Here is a 14,062-nt window from a genome sequence, read left to right as displayed (position 1 = left end):
GATGCCTGAACTTGGCTTTACATATAGAGGGCGACATTCTTCGGAATTTGGAATACAGGTATCAAAAGCATCCCGCCCTCTGCTATCCCAGGTTAAAGAGGTTTATGAAGAAGTCCCGGGCCGGGATGGGTCTTATGATTTTTCAGGGGCTAACTCAAATCTCCGGCCCACTTACCCGGACAGGTCTATAGAGGTGGACTGCAATCTGGTAGAGCAGTCAGGTAATCTACAAATCTTCAGACAAAAAATAAGGCAGATAGCGGCATGGTTAGACCCGAGCAAAGGAAAAGGTTGGCTGGAATTTGATGATGACCCCGGAGTCTATTATTACGGTAAAATTAATAACCTCGTGTCGATTGAACAGTTTGCGGCCGGCGGGGAATTTCCCCTTACCTTTAGATGTGACCCCTTTGCCTACGGTGATGAAATAATTGTGTCAAAAGAAATGGTGGCTGGCGATAACACAATGAGCATAGAGAACCCAGGTACTATTGAAAGCCCAATAATTATAACTGTCACCGGTCACACTATATCAACTATCCATACAGTTGATCCGTTGTTAACCATAGGCGAACTATCTATTAAGTTCACGGGAACTCTTCAAGAAGGGGAAACTCTTATGATTGACACCGATAAGTACACGGCAACCGTTGCTCAAACAAATGTTTTAACCTACATTTCCGGCTCATTTCTGAAGCTTCAACCGGGACTCAATATAGTGTCTTATTCTGACATGGGCTGTAATGCTGCCCTGGTATCAATCACATATAGGCCGAGGTGGTTGTAATGCTAAAAGTATTAGACCGGAATACAGAAGAAATTTTGGCCTATCTGGAAAACGCAAAAAACGTGGCAGTTCAGGAGAAACTCAATGGTGAGTATCTCCTCTCTTTTTGGTTGCCGCGAACAGACCCGAAGTGGCAGTATATTGAGACCGAAAACTATATTGACTGCGAAGGCCAGCTTTTTATTATAAGAACCACCGAAGAGGAGCATGATGTCTCTGGCCGGCTTATCGCTAATGTACAATGTGAACACGTATACACTGAGCTAATCGATGAATACCAAGACCAACTGCTTAACTTTGCCGGTACTACGGCCATGTTTGCCCTGACACAGATACTTCAAAATACCAGGTTTACCATAGGTACTGTTAGCGACTTTGGGTTAAACGACCTGTTTGACTTAGGGGAGACAAATAAACTGGACTGCGTGAGGGCCGTTCAGGACGTGTGGGGAGGTGAGTTCAAATGGGATAACAGGCAATTAAACCTTTTGGCCCAAAGAGGAACTGACAAAGGGGTTCAGTTTAGATACCGGAAGAACTTAAAAAGTATTAAGCGCACTACTGACAGCAAGAACCTGATTACCCGGTTGTATGGCTATGGTAAGGACGGTTTAACAATCGAGGGGCTTGATACTTCCGGATGGACACAGGAGGAAAAGGATAGGCTTTTAGTCGGTGTTACGATTGATACTAATGGTATCGTTACAAGCAAGTACATCGACAGTCTGTACATTGGAAATTATCCGATTCCTAAGTCCGGGAAAAAGGAATTTAACGATATTAACGATCAAAAACAGCTCTTAGAAGAGATGCAAAAATACATGAGGGCTAATGAAATTCCAAAGGTAACTTATGAAGTTGATATTGTTGAACTAAAAAAGCTAACCGGCTATACTCATGAAGCATTTGAAATAGGTGATACGGTAACTGTAATCGATGAACCTTTGGACGCAAATATCAAGGCCCGAGTGATTGAGTATGAATACTACCCATACGAACCGGAGCGAAGCAAAGTAACACTGGCTAATTTTAAGGAAAATATCACTGACCTCTTGAGTGAATTTCAGTCAAGTAAAGACTTAGTAGAAAAAAGTAAAGACGCCTGGGATAGAGCCAGACAGTTTGACGAAAACGGGTATTTGTCTACCCAGTGGCTTATTGGTGCTATTGCAGCTGCTACGAACCAGATAAACGCCGGGGCTAACTCGTGCGTTGAAATTGATGGAGACGGGATTACAATTTATGACCCTACTGACCAGCTGCGCCTTAAAAGAATCAGGATTACCAACGGGGCTATAGGCGTGTCTGTCGACGGTGGGCATAGTTATAGGCAGGCTATGACCTCAGAGGGCATTGTGGCTGACTTAATAACAGCAGGTAAAATACTTACCAGCCTGGTCAGAATCGAAGGTGACAGTAATTTTTACTGGGATGCTGTTGGATTGTACGCTATTGACCCGGCAGATCCTAACAGGCTAATACGGTTCAATCGGGAAGGGCTAAGATTTACAACTGATGGAGGGGAACACTGGACTAACGCTCTTGACTACGATGGTTTGCACGTAGGTACACAAAAGGGCACATCCTATGGTTTATACGACACCGCCGCGTTGTTTCACTTTGACACGCATCTGAAAAGTACCCAGGGGCTTGCTCCGGTCGGTACACCAGTTGCCACGCTTCGACCAGGCGAAGGCAAATTCGGCGGGGCTGTGGCGGTGGAGGAGGGGACAACGAACCTTTTAAGTGGGCATTTAATAGCCACGGAAACAGAAAAAAATGGTTACAAAGGTTGGTCGATATTAGGAACCGGTAACGATACAAGAAAATATATAGACTCATCAAATATTCCGGTATCTCCCAATACAACTTATACTTTTTCCTGCGTTTACTGGTCAAGTGATGGGTTTTTGGATGATGTTTATTTACAATTCGATGGAACAGGTTATCCGGAAGGTAATATATATTTAAGACCTACGGAAGTCGCAGGCTGGAATGGAAGCACGACAAAGGTCATTGATTTGGGAAATGGTTTTTTTAAGCGTATAGGTACGTTTACGACAACCGCTGATACTGCTAATATTGTTAATGTATTTTTCGATAGTGATGTAGCAGGAAGGGAAGTATTTATAGCAGATGTCCAACTTGAACAAAAAACCTTCGCCACTTCTTTTGTTGACGGAACCCGAGCTGCGGGGTCTCTCAAATATCCAAAGTCAATCTTGAACCCGGCAGAGGGTACGATATACTTTTATGGGAAAATCAACAAGTTTGGCAATCCCTATAACGCAATACTGACAACAGGAGAGTCAGCGTCCAGTCCGGGTGGCCGACTGCTGATCATGAGCAGAACAGCATCAAAAAACTTATATGTATGGGATAGCGACGGCGTAACTGAAATCGGGCTATACAGTGCTGAAAACTCACTTGTAGAAGAGTGGTTTTCAGCGGCATATACCTGGGGCCCTGCTGGTCGTGCATTGTATCTAAATGGAGAACTGGTGGCAACGAATCCAAAAACTGGGCCTATTGGGTTTAGCTACGCTGACGGAAATATACAGATAGGCACTTGGCTAAACGGTAATTTTCTCAACGGCCTCATTGACGAACTACGCATCGATACCGTCCAGCGCACAGCCGAAGAGATAAAAGCCTGGCACGAATCAAATGTGCCTTTTGTTGACCCAGGTCAGACGCAGTTGGCCGATAACACTATAGTTACTGCGGATGGCCTTAAGGTGCTTCACTCTGACGGCTCTTATTCGGCATTTACATGGGAAGGTCCGATGCGGGTAATTGCAGGGGAGAATAAGCCGTATTTCTATTTGTGGGAGTTCCAGCAAATTTACGATACTAGAGGATATTACTGGAGTGACAGTTATAGTGGTGGTTCTTGGGACGACCCTGCCGGTTGGTATTTGTGGAGTGACGAAGAGTGTGACCAAAAACTGCCACCACAAACCATAACATTACCTGCGGCATTTAGAGGCAAAGATTTTAAGGTTTTTGTGACTCCAAGACAAGGACTGCAAACCCAAACTGCAATTAATAGTATGTTTCTTACTGCAGGGAATACAGGATGGTATTATTTGTCATATGACCATAAACATTTAACTATACAGGTTATTAATAAAGATATTGCTAATGGTACTTTTCAGGTTAGAGCTTATGTGCATGTAAAATTTGATGGTGCTGATAGTGGTTATCAATCAGAAAGAAGACAATATCTTATTGCGGTCGAATTTGATGTATTAGTGACATATTAATTAAGGTTGACGAGGTGGTTAAATGGCTGTCGCTATAGTAGATGTCATTAATAACAAAATTATAAAAGTGAAAGGTGCAAGCGAATCTTTGGCGGATATTTTCCCAAACATTGCCCCGGAAATGATGTCGAGGCTATTTGCAGAAATCGATGTAAGCGATGATGTGGCCCAAAATATTGACCTATATGAGTACAAAGACGGAACAATTCAACTTCTTCCTGTAGACACTAGAATCGAAAAAATCAAAGCGAAATATCAAACAATACTGGACAACCTCATCCTCACCAAACAGCGCATGGAAATGCTTGGTCAGCCGACAGATGCTATAGTTGCCGCCTACCAATCTAAAAAAGCGGAAATGGATGAAGCTATAAGGTTGGTGGGCAAAGATGCCTAGAATACCTAGAATAGACCCTTTGGAATGCATTAAATGTGATGCCTGTAAGGTATTCTGCCCGAGTTTACCCGTAAGCATTAAAATTGACTCTGCCGGCAATTATAGCATTAACCAGGATACCTGTATAAACTGTGGAATATGCCAGGATATGTGCCCGGTAAGGGCGGTTGTTCTGTGAAGCCATAGGGCTTCTTTTTATTTTGCTGTAGAAGGGAGGGTAGCTGTCTTTTGTGAGGTATGATAATCACGTAGATGAAAGGGGTGCCTTATCGTTGAACAAACTTGAAAACATTTATACTATTGTGTCTGGCGGACTAATATCAAGCATTGCCTACCTAGTAGGCGGGGCCGATAACCTCATTATCGCCCTGGGACTGTTTGTAATACTCGATTACATCACCGGTGTTGCAGCGGCCGCGTATGAAAAAACACTTAATAGCCGAACCGGATTCTGGGGAGTAGGGAAAAAGGCCCTGCTCTTTGCTTTTGTGATTGTTGCCAATCAGTTGGACTTGGTTGCTGGCAACGATCAGGGTTTCCTCCGGAATGCGGTTGTAATGTTCTTAATTGGTACAGAAGGAATCAGCATACTTGAGAACATGGGGAAAATGGGTTTGCCGGTACCAAAGTTTATTATCAGCACACTGGAACGATTAAAGAATGATGAAAAAAGGGGTGATTCGGATGTTAAGCCTGGGTAGTAAAGGAATCGACGTCACCGAACTGCAAAAACTGCTTGCCGCTTGTGGTTTTTCTATTACTGTAGACGGTGATTTTGGCTACAAGACAAAGGCGGTGGTAACTGCGGCACAAAAGGCTATGGGTTTGAAAGCCGATGGCATCGCCGGGCCAGTCACTATGTCAGCCCTGCGCCTGTGGGCACCGCACAAGGCCCAGGGCGTATATGTTTCACCCCACTTTAAAGATACGGAGTTTGACTGCCGTGATGGTTCCGGATTGGTGCGGATCCATCCTAAACTGCCGGAGCTTTTGGAGAAGATCCGAGCTTACTTCGGCAAGCCAGTAATACTCAATTCGGGATACCGCACCCCGAGCTACAATGCGAAAATAGGCGGGGCTAAAAACAGCTACCACATGAAGGGAATGGCTGCTGATATTGTTATTTCCGGAATTAACCCGAAACAAGTGGCAGACGCGGCCAGAAAGCTGGGGGCCGGTGGCGTTGGACTATACAATACCTTTACACACATTGACGTTGGCCCGGTACGGTCCTGGTTTGATTAAAAGGAGTTGATAACGTGAAACTAAAGCAAGATTTTGGCGTGCGTGCGCTGATTGCTATATTGCTTATCATCGGAGTGTTTAGCCTGGCTGGATACCTGGCTGTTAGGAACCGGCTGCCCAGCGAGGTGCTCACCGTGTTGGTGAGCACTATCAGCACCTTGGCCGCGTTTTATTTCGGTGCCAGAACAAAAACATAAATCCACTTTTCTGCCCTCACCATGCGGTGGGGGCTTTTTTGTTATAAAGATTACAGGCATATAGTGGGGTAAGTTTTCAAGCATAGTTGTCTGGCAAAAATATCTCAATAATGTAATCAAAAAAATCTATCCACTTGATGATTATCAAGGCTTATGTTAAAATAAATTCCAAAGGTAAATTTTTTTGCGGGGGATGAAAATATGGAATACTTGGATGATGAAAAGCTACGGGATTTTTTACAACGCGAATTGATGTTTACGAACGAAGCGGCCAAGTTTCTTGGTGTAAGCCCCCAGCGTTTAAACCAGTTAATTCATGCCGGAAAATTGCGACCTGTTAAGGTGGATCGAGCTGGTACGATTTTTTTAAAACGCGATTTAGAAGAAAGAAAGAAAGAGCTAGCTTTAGTAGAAACACAATCTCCCGATGCCAAACTTTTTAATAGGCTCTCAATTATAAATGACCCAAGTAAATTACAGAATGCTATCAATTATTTTGTCATTCATACACTTTGCCGATATGCGGACAAAAAAGCTAAAGCATTATTTAACCAGTTAAGCAAGCAATTAGACTTAAATTGTCCTATGCGTGAGAATATATCTGATTTTTCTAAGTTAACTGGTTTTACTAAAAATGAAATAGAAGTAGCATATAGAGAAGTTGTCCGGGGTCTTGAAAAACTTAGTCCCAATGATTATTTGATAGGACAGGATGAGGAGCTTTATCCTCCTCTTCTAGCTTTAACTGAGCAAGCACCTATGTTTTTATTTATGAGAGGTAACCCATGGCTTGCTCAACAGCATATAGTTGCAATCGTTGGTACCAGAAACGCCTCCATTGACGGGCAGACAAAAGCTAAAACTTTAGCTACTCTACTTGGAAAATATAAAATTGTGGTGGCATCTGGGTTGGCTAAAGGAATTGATCGGGCTGCTCACGAAGGAGCTGTTGAATCAAGAACACCAACTATAGCAGTTATTGGAACTCCAATTAATAAAGTTTATCCCAAAGAGAATGAGAAGCTTCAGCAACAAATTGCAGAAGAAGGGTTAGTAATATCACAATTTCCACCATCACAGCCAGTGCAAAAATGGAATTTCCCCGCAAGAAATGCTGTAATGAGCGGGATTTCTTTAGCAACTGTTGTTATAGAGGCCGGAGAAACAAGTGGTGCTTTAATTCAAGCTGATTATGCTTTAAAGCAAAAAAGATTTGTATTCATTCCACAAAGTGCAATAGATAATCCAAAATTGCATTGGCCCCAAAAATATGTTAGTCGTCCTGGTGCTCATAGTTTTTCTAAAATAAGTGAGTTAATTGAAAAATTACAGGAATCAGCGGTTATTAACACCAACGAGAGAGACGACGAAATTCCCTCTGCGGGTGGACAGGTGAGTCTTGAACATGTTTGTGGAGAACAATTCAATTAAAGGATTAATAATAAATGTTGGGCATAGCGGCTCGCTCCTGGATCCGCAGTGGTCCGAAATTGTGGGGGCTATGCCTCATGTTTTTATATACCATGATGAGCACCAATTAGTACAGCTAAGAGCAATGTTCGGTGAGACAGTTAACTGTATATATAAGAGTAATATCTATACATTTAATGTCAGAAGAGGTTTAGATGTATTAAAGTTAGAGCCTTATGAAACGGTGTATATAACGCCTAATGCGGCGGAAATTGCAAATGTTATAACTGAACGTGTTGGAACAATTGTAGTTACACCGAATCCGGTACAGACTAATTATGTTGGAAGAATGCCGGATTTTTGGGTACCGACCATTGAGAAGGTTCGAAAAATAATTTCGGGGGAGGATAAAGGTTATTTTTCCGAGGTTCTCTTAACTTATAATGGAAAAGAACCTTTATCTAAAAGTGGTTGGGTAATAGTTTTTAATGTGCCCTGTGATGATCGGCAAATTACAGTCGTATCTTGTGGTCGATATTTTGGATGTGACCACTTCAAATATCCGGCGCATCAATTTTCCTATCGAATTCGGCGAAGTAAATATAAAAAAGATCAAAACCAACTTTTTAGTTACGTTTTAAAAAGCATTTTAACATGGGCTGAAAAGACATTTGGTAACATTGATGGAGTTACCCGAGTACCTCCGCGTCCAGGATACGATGATCGTTTGGCACCAGTCGTTGCCGATGCTTGTAGAGGTACAAAATTTGCTGATTTTAGTAATAGTTTGATTTGTGTCGAATACTACCCAACCCAAAAGGGGCTTAACAGTGAAGCTAGGGCTGCAAATGTCCGAGGTAAATTTAAAGCTATAACGAATTTTGAAGGCAAACATGTTGTTTTATTTGATGATGTATTTACTACCGGTGCAACTATAATTGAATGTGCACGTGAAATATTTAAACAAAGAGCATCTAAAGTAACCATCATAACTTTAGGGATAAACCAATTATCGCCTTGGGGACAAGTTAATATATTATTATGCCCAGTTAGTGGCTGTGGGGCAAAGCTAGAAATGAGGTTCAATAATAATGGTATAGGGGCCTTTTTTGGATGCAAAAATTTTAAAGAAAACCAATGTAGATATACAAAAAACTTTAAAGATGGTTGGTGGGAACTAAACTTACAAAATAAAAGGGAATCCCAAAATGAAGATGATATAATTTTCTAAGCCGATTTTGTTGCCAGGTCTTTACTTCTATTCCTTATTGCCTTTCTTTAAAAATTTTTTTCGTAATGCTGGCTGTTCGGCTTTTCTTTTCATAACGTCTTCTCGAAGGTATATCCCTTCTATAATAGGTACTAAAATACCACGTTTTTTTAAACCTGATAACGCTGCTCTACTAATGTCCAGTTCTTTTATAACCATTCCTGGAGTCATAATATGTTCTTTAATAAAATTGACTTTTTCATCTCTAGTCATTGATTAAGTCCTCCCTTGCAGAAATTTCCTAATTATGTTATACTTTAATCACAAAAATGATATAATTTTAGGGGAAGGGGCTTGCGCCCCTCACCGTGGGTGGCACTATCGACGATGCTTGCCAGGCGATTTCGGTAGTGCCTTTGCCTTTTCTTTGACCTTTTCTAAGAAGTAGTTTACAAATGGTACTATGTAAGGCGCGATTGCGATTAACCATTGTTGAATTTCCTCCACGGTCCCCACCTCCTTTCCAGGGGTGGTTCCCCTTACACTTATTATTATATCATACCTATTAACAAATGTAAATAGGTTACGAGGAAAAATTTTTAGTTTTTATGATTACTTGGAATATCATTCCAAGTATATTTTATTTATGAGCAAATAAAATATAAGTACTAATAAATAATTAGCAACAAGGAGGTGAAGAATCATGGGTGAACAGAACAGAACAATGACCCCGCCAAATCCACCGAAACCATATAGCTCCGAAGAGATTAAAACTTACAAAATTCTGGAGCGTTACGCCACCACCGGCAAGATTACTGACGATGAATTAATGTTTTTAAGAACTGAGGGTTGGAAACATCATTTTGCAACGGGAAGTACCACATTGCTTCAAATAACAGATGCCATTGAAGCTAAGATGGCTAGAAAAGCTCAACAGGAATATTTGACTGAACCATTAATGGTTGATAAAGCGAATAAGGGTATAAAAATGATACAGTCAATGTCTGCAATCGACACATTTGCCGTGGCATTGACTGTTTCTTTAGGAGTAGTTTTTATTGGTTTTCTGTACCCGAAGCTAAAGACTTTACTGGAAAGGAGAGATGCAAAGGGTAACAGGGCTGCGTTTGTTGTTATCCTGGTGGGGATGATTAGTATTCTCTGCATTCTAAAATTCGTGTAGGAGGAATGAACGAGTGAACGGGCTGCTAATTACTGTGTTTTCGCTGGCCGGTTACTGGCTTATCTTAGACAGAATTATGGATAGGTACGAAAAGATATCCTGGGATATCGCAAAGTATTATGCCGGGGAAGTTACTGGCGAATCAAAGATATACGGTAAGCTGAGGAGAATAAAGTGATTAGCTGGGTTGTAATTGGAGTTGGCGCCTTTTATCTTTTATCCGGGGTTCCTATTGTAGCCAGCAAATTAAGCGGTATAAAGTTTTGGGGGAAACCTCCATGGGAGAGGCTTGAGGAAGTATTTAGAAGCGTAAAGGCTTTTAATGTTAACGGGCAGATACCGTTATTGGTTAAAAAGACAAAAACAAGATCTGGCTGGAATCTGGTCTATTCCGTACCGGTAGGTAAGTCAGATATTGACTATATTGACCATAAGCCGGTACTTGAATGGGCTGCAAAATCAACCATAGATATTCACGGCGTCAACGGTGTTATGGTAATGCAGTTACATACTTTGAAGATACCTAAGCGCATCGAATACGAAGAAGATGAACCACCAAAGAAGATGATCCTGCCAGTGCAGATTGGCTGGTGGAGGGGCGGACTGCTCTGGTATGACCTGGCACTAGGCCACCTTGGCAACTACGGTATGACCAGATACGGGAAATCCACATTCTTTAGACAGTTAATGATTGGCTTACTTAAGCAACATAAAGCAAGGCTTTTCATAATTGATATGAAGAATGAATTTGTTGACTTTGCTAATCATGCTTGGTTTACTTCCGACTATAACTTAGATGAACCTATTAAGATGCTTACTTATCTAAAAGAAGAAATATTCCGGCGCATGGATATTTTTACAAAGTCAGGATGTTCCAAGATTCAGGACTATAAAGGTAAAATGGATTACCTAGTCTTGGTTGTTGATGAGTTTTCACAGCTCTGCCCGGAGTTATCAAAGCATAATAAAAAGCTTAAAGAGAAACGTGAGATAGCCCACGCCCTCCTGGTGGATATCTTAAGCATGGGAGCTGCGGCCGGTATAATAGTTTGCCTGGGCATGCAACGTCCTGACCATAAGATTCTTCCTGGTCAGTTGCGCGCAAATATTTGCGCATCTAACTGTTATAGAACTGCAACCAAGGTTAACAGTGAAGTAGCAATAGAAAACGAATTAGCCTATTATCTTACGGAACGGGGAAGAGCGTTGTTTTTACACGAAGGTAAACTCAGGGAAGTACAAACACCTTGGTTGAGTGAAGAAAGGGCCAGGGAAATGCTCAAAAAAATGCCGATAAACAATCCTAAGCCAGTTAAAAGTCAATTAAAGAAATGTGTGTAGGAGGAATTCACATGTTACCAGTACCATTAGCAGTTAGTAAAGTTACGGTCATACTGGCAACCAGGGCACTATTGTTATCCGGGAAGGAGATTGGTAAAAAGACTGGCCGGGAGCCATTGAAGGGAGATAAAAAGAAATGAGTTCACCGAGAAGGATCCGTTCCAGCTGCAAGAGGTACCACAAACGCACGCTGCAAAGGATTGAGCCAAAGGGAGGAATATCATCTACCACAATAGTTTACGACCTTGATAAGATGCTTACTGAACACTTCCCGGAACTACAGAGTCCCAGAATGGTTAAATCTAGCTCCAGGGTGATAAAATTATTCAGGAATCCAATGCGAAGGCACAGCTAATCCAACCTGTAGATTATCCTGGAGATTATCCCGGGGAGTGGGGTCTACACAGGACAAAGGCAAAATCCGCGCCAATACTAAAATTTTATTTCACTATAAGAAGCAAAGCGCCTCTAAGTTACATTGGGACCAAGGTGGTGGCTGAAGAAAATGGCAAAAGTAGAAAATAGCCTCCAAAAGTGGGAAAGACGTAATAACGCTGTACTGGAACTGCTGCAAAGGTTTCATTTCCTTGATTCTAAACACTTGGAGATACTAATAGATTGGAATTACAAGGTATGTTCCAGGAACCTAAAAAATTTAGTGCAACAGAAAAAAATTAAAAGGTGGCAGCCACACAGAAACGCGCGATATATTTACTACCTTGATAGAAAAACAGAAAACATGTACCACTGGCTCTGTTTGGCCTCGACTTATTGTTATTTATTTAAAAACTTTAAAATTGAATACTTTGATCCGGAAGTAAAGTTTTCGATGTTACAGGCGGATGGTTATGCCAGGGGAAAAGGTATCCATACGTTTATAGAGATAGATAGAACAACTAATAACAGTTTTAACAAAGTTCCATTATACCACCAGCTTTTTGAATCTGATGAATGGGTTAAAAAGTACAGTATTATAATAGAAGAAACTCGGAAATTTCCCAGCATACTGGTAGTGACAAGTAGAAAAAAAGCTGTTATGAATAAAATAGTAAAAGAGAATGAACTTGGTTTAAATTTTGTGGTAATGGACATAAAAGATGTAGAAAAGCATCTGGAATATAGACCGACAAATGATGTAGTCGGTCTTCCCGATACGGCTGTGCGTGAAGCCAGGGAGCGGGTTAGGGCAGCTATAAAAAATTCCGGTTACGAATTTCCTTTGCAAAGGATAACCGTTAATCTGGCGCCGGCTGACATTAAGAAAGAAGGGGTCGTTTTGGATGTGGCTATTGCTTTGGGTATTCTCGGGGCCACCGGGCAAATATTTAGCCAGGGGTTAAAGAATATGTACGTAGTAGGTGAGCTATCCCTCGATGGAACGATCAGGCCTGTTAACGGTGTATTGTCGGTGGCCTTAATGGTTGGCAGGCAAAAAGGTTGGGGCGCCATAAAAAAATTGGCGGTTCCGTTAGATAATTACTATGAAGGAGCGTTGGTTGAGAAAATTGAAATTACGCCCGCGCCTGACCTGGCGACCTTAATAAGGTACATCCAAGAAGAGGATGCTCCAAAACCGCCCGAAAAAAAGATCTCAGGTAGCGAGGAATATAGTGAAACAAAACCCCTCGATTTTTCTGATGTCCATGGGCAGCATTTAGCTAAAAGGGCGCTGGAAATTGCCGCTGCCGGCGGGCATAATATAATTTTGATTGGTACCCCTGGAGCGGGAAAAACAATGCTGGCAAAAAGGCTGACTACTATTATGCCTACAATGACCCTGGAAGAATCATTAGAAGTGACCCAAATTTACAGTGTGGCCGGACTTCTGCCTAAGGGGCAGCCGCTTATTACAACTAGGCCTTTTCGCGCACCTCACCACACTGCGTCTGCTAACAGCATAATTGGCGGGGGCAGGATTCCCGTCCCGGGCGAAATCAGCTTAGCCCATAACGGCATATTGTTTCTTGACGAGTTTCCGGAGTATAAGAGGGACGTACTGGAGGCTCTTCGGCAACCCCTGGAAGACGGTAAGGTATTGATTTCCCGCGTTAATGCGGCTGTTACCTACCCAGCTAACATTATGCTGGTAGCTGCTATGAACCCTTGTCCTTGTGGTTACCTGGGTGATATAAAAAAAGAGTGCCTTTGTACGCCACCGCAAATTATGCGCTACCGGAACAGGTTGTCGGGGCCGCTTTTGGACAGGATAGATATGCACATTGATGTGCCGCGTTTAGAAATAGATGATATCATGAAAAACGAGAAGGGGGAGCCTTCAAGGGAAATCAGAAAGCGGGTCGAACAAGCCAGAGCTATACAACTGGCAAGGTTGAAGTCGGCTAAAGTATATTGCAATGCCCGCATGGGCCCGCAAGATATAAAAAGGTACTGTCATCCAAACAAATCGGCTCAAAAGCTGCTCAAGGAATCTTTTGAAAAGCTTAATCTGAGCGCGAGGGCTTATAACAAGGTGCTGAAAGTGGCCAGGACCATAGCCGATTTAGCCGGCAAAGCTGAGATTGAAGACCTGCATGTTGCTGAAGCCCTGCAGTTCAGAACCATGGATCGACGGTACTGGGAATAAAATGAGTTGTTTACTCTGGAGTGGGACTTAAATCTCGACCGGTCCACGCCCCGCGTGAGCGGGAGTGGCTAACCGGGCGAGATTTCGTCCTTGAGCGGAAGAATAATATGCCCTTCCTTTTTTGTTTATTTTTTCATATTATTTTGTATCTGCTGAACGGCCTGTTGGTCCACCTGCTTATGCAGGACCAGATTATTTTGTAACTGGGATAGTTTATCCTTGGTCATTTGCTGTTCCAATTTTTTGGTGACAACAGGTTCAACAACTGCAAACATGGCCCGGTATAAGATATAAACTGTAACACTACCACCAAGTAACAAGAGCAGTGCAGCTAATATTTTACCTTCCATGCAATACCTCCGTTTCAATTTAGCTTTAAGCTTTTTTAGTTTACCCATTATTACGGAAAAAATTTGAGTATCCTTTAAAGTCACAAAAAAAC

General features: G+C 42.1%; 16 protein-coding genes. 14 read left to right on the top strand and 2 right to left on the bottom strand.

Annotation, left to right across the window (positions count from 1 at the left end; genetic code table 11):
- Position 1: 1 nt before the first annotated feature.
- From ACSNJE_RS08490 to ACSNJE_RS08450, 9 genes are all read left to right on the top strand, one after another.
- Positions 2-787, top strand: coding sequence for a distal tail protein Dit (locus ACSNJE_RS08490; protein WP_495252461.1), 786 nt, complete (start codon positions 2-4; stop codon positions 785-787).
- A complete protein-coding gene (locus tag ACSNJE_RS08485) occupies positions 787-4,053 on the top strand; it encodes a phage tail spike protein (RefSeq protein ID WP_495252460.1) in 3,267 nt (1,088 codons plus the stop codon). The genes ACSNJE_RS08490 and ACSNJE_RS08485 overlap by 1 nt, the downstream gene beginning before the upstream one ends.
- A 22-nt stretch (positions 4,054-4,075) precedes the next feature.
- Positions 4,076-4,450, top strand: a complete 375-nt coding sequence (locus ACSNJE_RS08480; RefSeq protein ID WP_495252459.1) for a hypothetical protein — start codon at positions 4,076-4,078, stop codon at positions 4,448-4,450.
- A complete protein-coding gene (locus ACSNJE_RS08475) occupies positions 4,443-4,628 on the top strand; it encodes a 4Fe-4S binding protein (protein ID WP_495252458.1) in 186 nt (61 codons plus the stop codon). Before ACSNJE_RS08480 ends, ACSNJE_RS08475 begins: the two co-directional genes overlap by 8 nt.
- 94 nt (positions 4,629-4,722) lie before the next feature.
- A complete protein-coding gene (locus tag ACSNJE_RS08470; protein ID WP_495252457.1) occupies positions 4,723-5,151 on the top strand; it encodes a phage holin family protein in 429 nt (142 codons plus the stop codon).
- Positions 5,135-5,695, top strand: a complete 561-nt coding sequence (locus tag ACSNJE_RS08465; RefSeq protein WP_495252456.1) for a D-Ala-D-Ala carboxypeptidase family metallohydrolase — start codon at positions 5,135-5,137, stop codon at positions 5,693-5,695. Before ACSNJE_RS08470 ends, ACSNJE_RS08465 begins: the two co-directional genes overlap by 17 nt.
- Positions 5,696-5,709: 14 nt before the next feature.
- Entirely contained in the window at positions 5,710-5,892 is a 183-nt protein-coding gene (locus ACSNJE_RS08460; protein WP_495252455.1) for a hypothetical protein, read from the top strand.
- Positions 5,893-6,093: 201 nt separating this feature from the next.
- The gene (locus ACSNJE_RS08455) at positions 6,094-7,323 is read left to right on the top strand and encodes a DNA-processing protein DprA (RefSeq protein WP_495252454.1); all 1,230 of its coding nucleotides are present in this window, start codon (positions 6,094-6,096) and stop codon (positions 7,321-7,323) included.
- On the top strand, positions 7,298-8,533 hold the full coding sequence (locus ACSNJE_RS08450; RefSeq protein WP_495252453.1) for a ComF family protein: 1,236 nt from the start codon (positions 7,298-7,300) through the stop codon (positions 8,531-8,533). Before ACSNJE_RS08455 ends, ACSNJE_RS08450 begins: the two co-directional genes overlap by 26 nt.
- 27 nt (positions 8,534-8,560) lie before the next feature.
- Here the strand turns inward: ACSNJE_RS08450 and ACSNJE_RS08445 are convergent, their stop codons facing one another.
- Entirely contained in the window at positions 8,561-8,785 is a 225-nt protein-coding gene (locus tag ACSNJE_RS08445) for a hypothetical protein (protein ID WP_495252452.1), read from the bottom strand.
- Between the two features lie 430 nt (positions 8,786-9,215).
- Between ACSNJE_RS08445 and ACSNJE_RS08440 the strand changes: the two genes are divergently transcribed.
- The 5 genes from ACSNJE_RS08440 to ACSNJE_RS08420 all read left to right on the top strand — a co-directional run bounded on the left by ACSNJE_RS08440 (position 9,216) and on the right by ACSNJE_RS08420 (position 13,620).
- Entirely contained in the window at positions 9,216-9,695 is a 480-nt protein-coding gene (locus ACSNJE_RS08440; protein WP_495252451.1) for a hypothetical protein, read from the top strand.
- Between the two features lie 13 nt (positions 9,696-9,708).
- Positions 9,709-9,873 carry a hypothetical protein gene (locus ACSNJE_RS08435; RefSeq protein ID WP_495252450.1) on the top strand — a complete coding sequence of 55 codons (165 nt, stop codon included), beginning with the start codon at positions 9,709-9,711 and terminating at the stop codon, positions 9,871-9,873.
- Positions 9,870-11,036, top strand: a complete 1,167-nt coding sequence (locus tag ACSNJE_RS08430; protein WP_495252449.1) for a helicase HerA domain-containing protein — start codon at positions 9,870-9,872, stop codon at positions 11,034-11,036. The genes ACSNJE_RS08435 and ACSNJE_RS08430 overlap by 4 nt, the downstream gene beginning before the upstream one ends.
- An 11-nt stretch (positions 11,037-11,047) precedes the next feature.
- Positions 11,048-11,176: a hypothetical protein gene (locus tag ACSNJE_RS08425; protein ID WP_495252448.1), complete on the top strand. Its 129-nt coding sequence runs from the start codon at positions 11,048-11,050 to the stop codon at positions 11,174-11,176.
- Between the two features lie 689 nt (positions 11,177-11,865).
- Positions 11,866-13,620, top strand: a complete 1,755-nt coding sequence (locus tag ACSNJE_RS08420; RefSeq protein WP_495252447.1) for a YifB family Mg chelatase-like AAA ATPase — start codon at positions 11,866-11,868, stop codon at positions 13,618-13,620.
- Positions 13,621-13,745: 125 nt separating this feature from the next.
- Here ACSNJE_RS08420 and ACSNJE_RS08415 read toward each other — a convergent pair whose 3' ends face one another.
- Positions 13,746-13,970 (bottom strand): hypothetical protein, encoded by a 225-nt coding sequence (locus ACSNJE_RS08415; RefSeq protein ID WP_052217895.1) that lies wholly within the window; start codon positions 13,968-13,970, stop codon positions 13,746-13,748.
- Between the last annotated feature and the right edge of the window lie 92 nt (positions 13,971-14,062).

This window comes from Thermincola sp. GK-1 (genome assembly GCF_059412445.1).
Note: the sequence above shows the minus strand (reverse complement) of the source record. Positions and strands in the feature narration are given on the sequence as shown.

Coding starts and splice junctions, on each gene's coding strand:
- ACSNJE_RS08420 (WP_495252447.1), top strand. CDS start 11,866: ATGTTACAGGCGGATGGTTATGCCAGGGGAAAAGGTATCCATACGTTT.
- ACSNJE_RS08475 (WP_495252458.1), top strand. CDS start 4,443: ATGCCTAGAATACCTAGAATAGACCCTTTGGAATGCATTAAATGTGAT.
- ACSNJE_RS08445 (WP_495252452.1), bottom strand. CDS start 8,785: ATGACTAGAGATGAAAAAGTCAATTTTATTAAAGAACATATTATGACT.
- ACSNJE_RS08455 (WP_495252454.1), top strand. CDS start 6,094: ATGGAATACTTGGATGATGAAAAGCTACGGGATTTTTTACAACGCGAA.
- ACSNJE_RS08490 (WP_495252461.1), top strand. CDS start 2: ATGCCTGAACTTGGCTTTACATATAGAGGGCGACATTCTTCGGAATTT.
- ACSNJE_RS08465 (WP_495252456.1), top strand. CDS start 5,135: ATGTTAAGCCTGGGTAGTAAAGGAATCGACGTCACCGAACTGCAAAAA.
- ACSNJE_RS08485 (WP_495252460.1), top strand. CDS start 787: ATGCTAAAAGTATTAGACCGGAATACAGAAGAAATTTTGGCCTATCTG.
- ACSNJE_RS08480 (WP_495252459.1), top strand. CDS start 4,076: ATGGCTGTCGCTATAGTAGATGTCATTAATAACAAAATTATAAAAGTG.
- ACSNJE_RS08450 (WP_495252453.1), top strand. CDS start 7,298: ATGTTTGTGGAGAACAATTCAATTAAAGGATTAATAATAAATGTTGGG.
- ACSNJE_RS08440 (WP_495252451.1), top strand. CDS start 9,216: ATGGGTGAACAGAACAGAACAATGACCCCGCCAAATCCACCGAAACCA.
- ACSNJE_RS08425 (WP_495252448.1), top strand. CDS start 11,048: ATGTTACCAGTACCATTAGCAGTTAGTAAAGTTACGGTCATACTGGCA.
- ACSNJE_RS08415 (WP_052217895.1), bottom strand. CDS start 13,970: ATGGAAGGTAAAATATTAGCTGCACTGCTCTTGTTACTTGGTGGTAGT.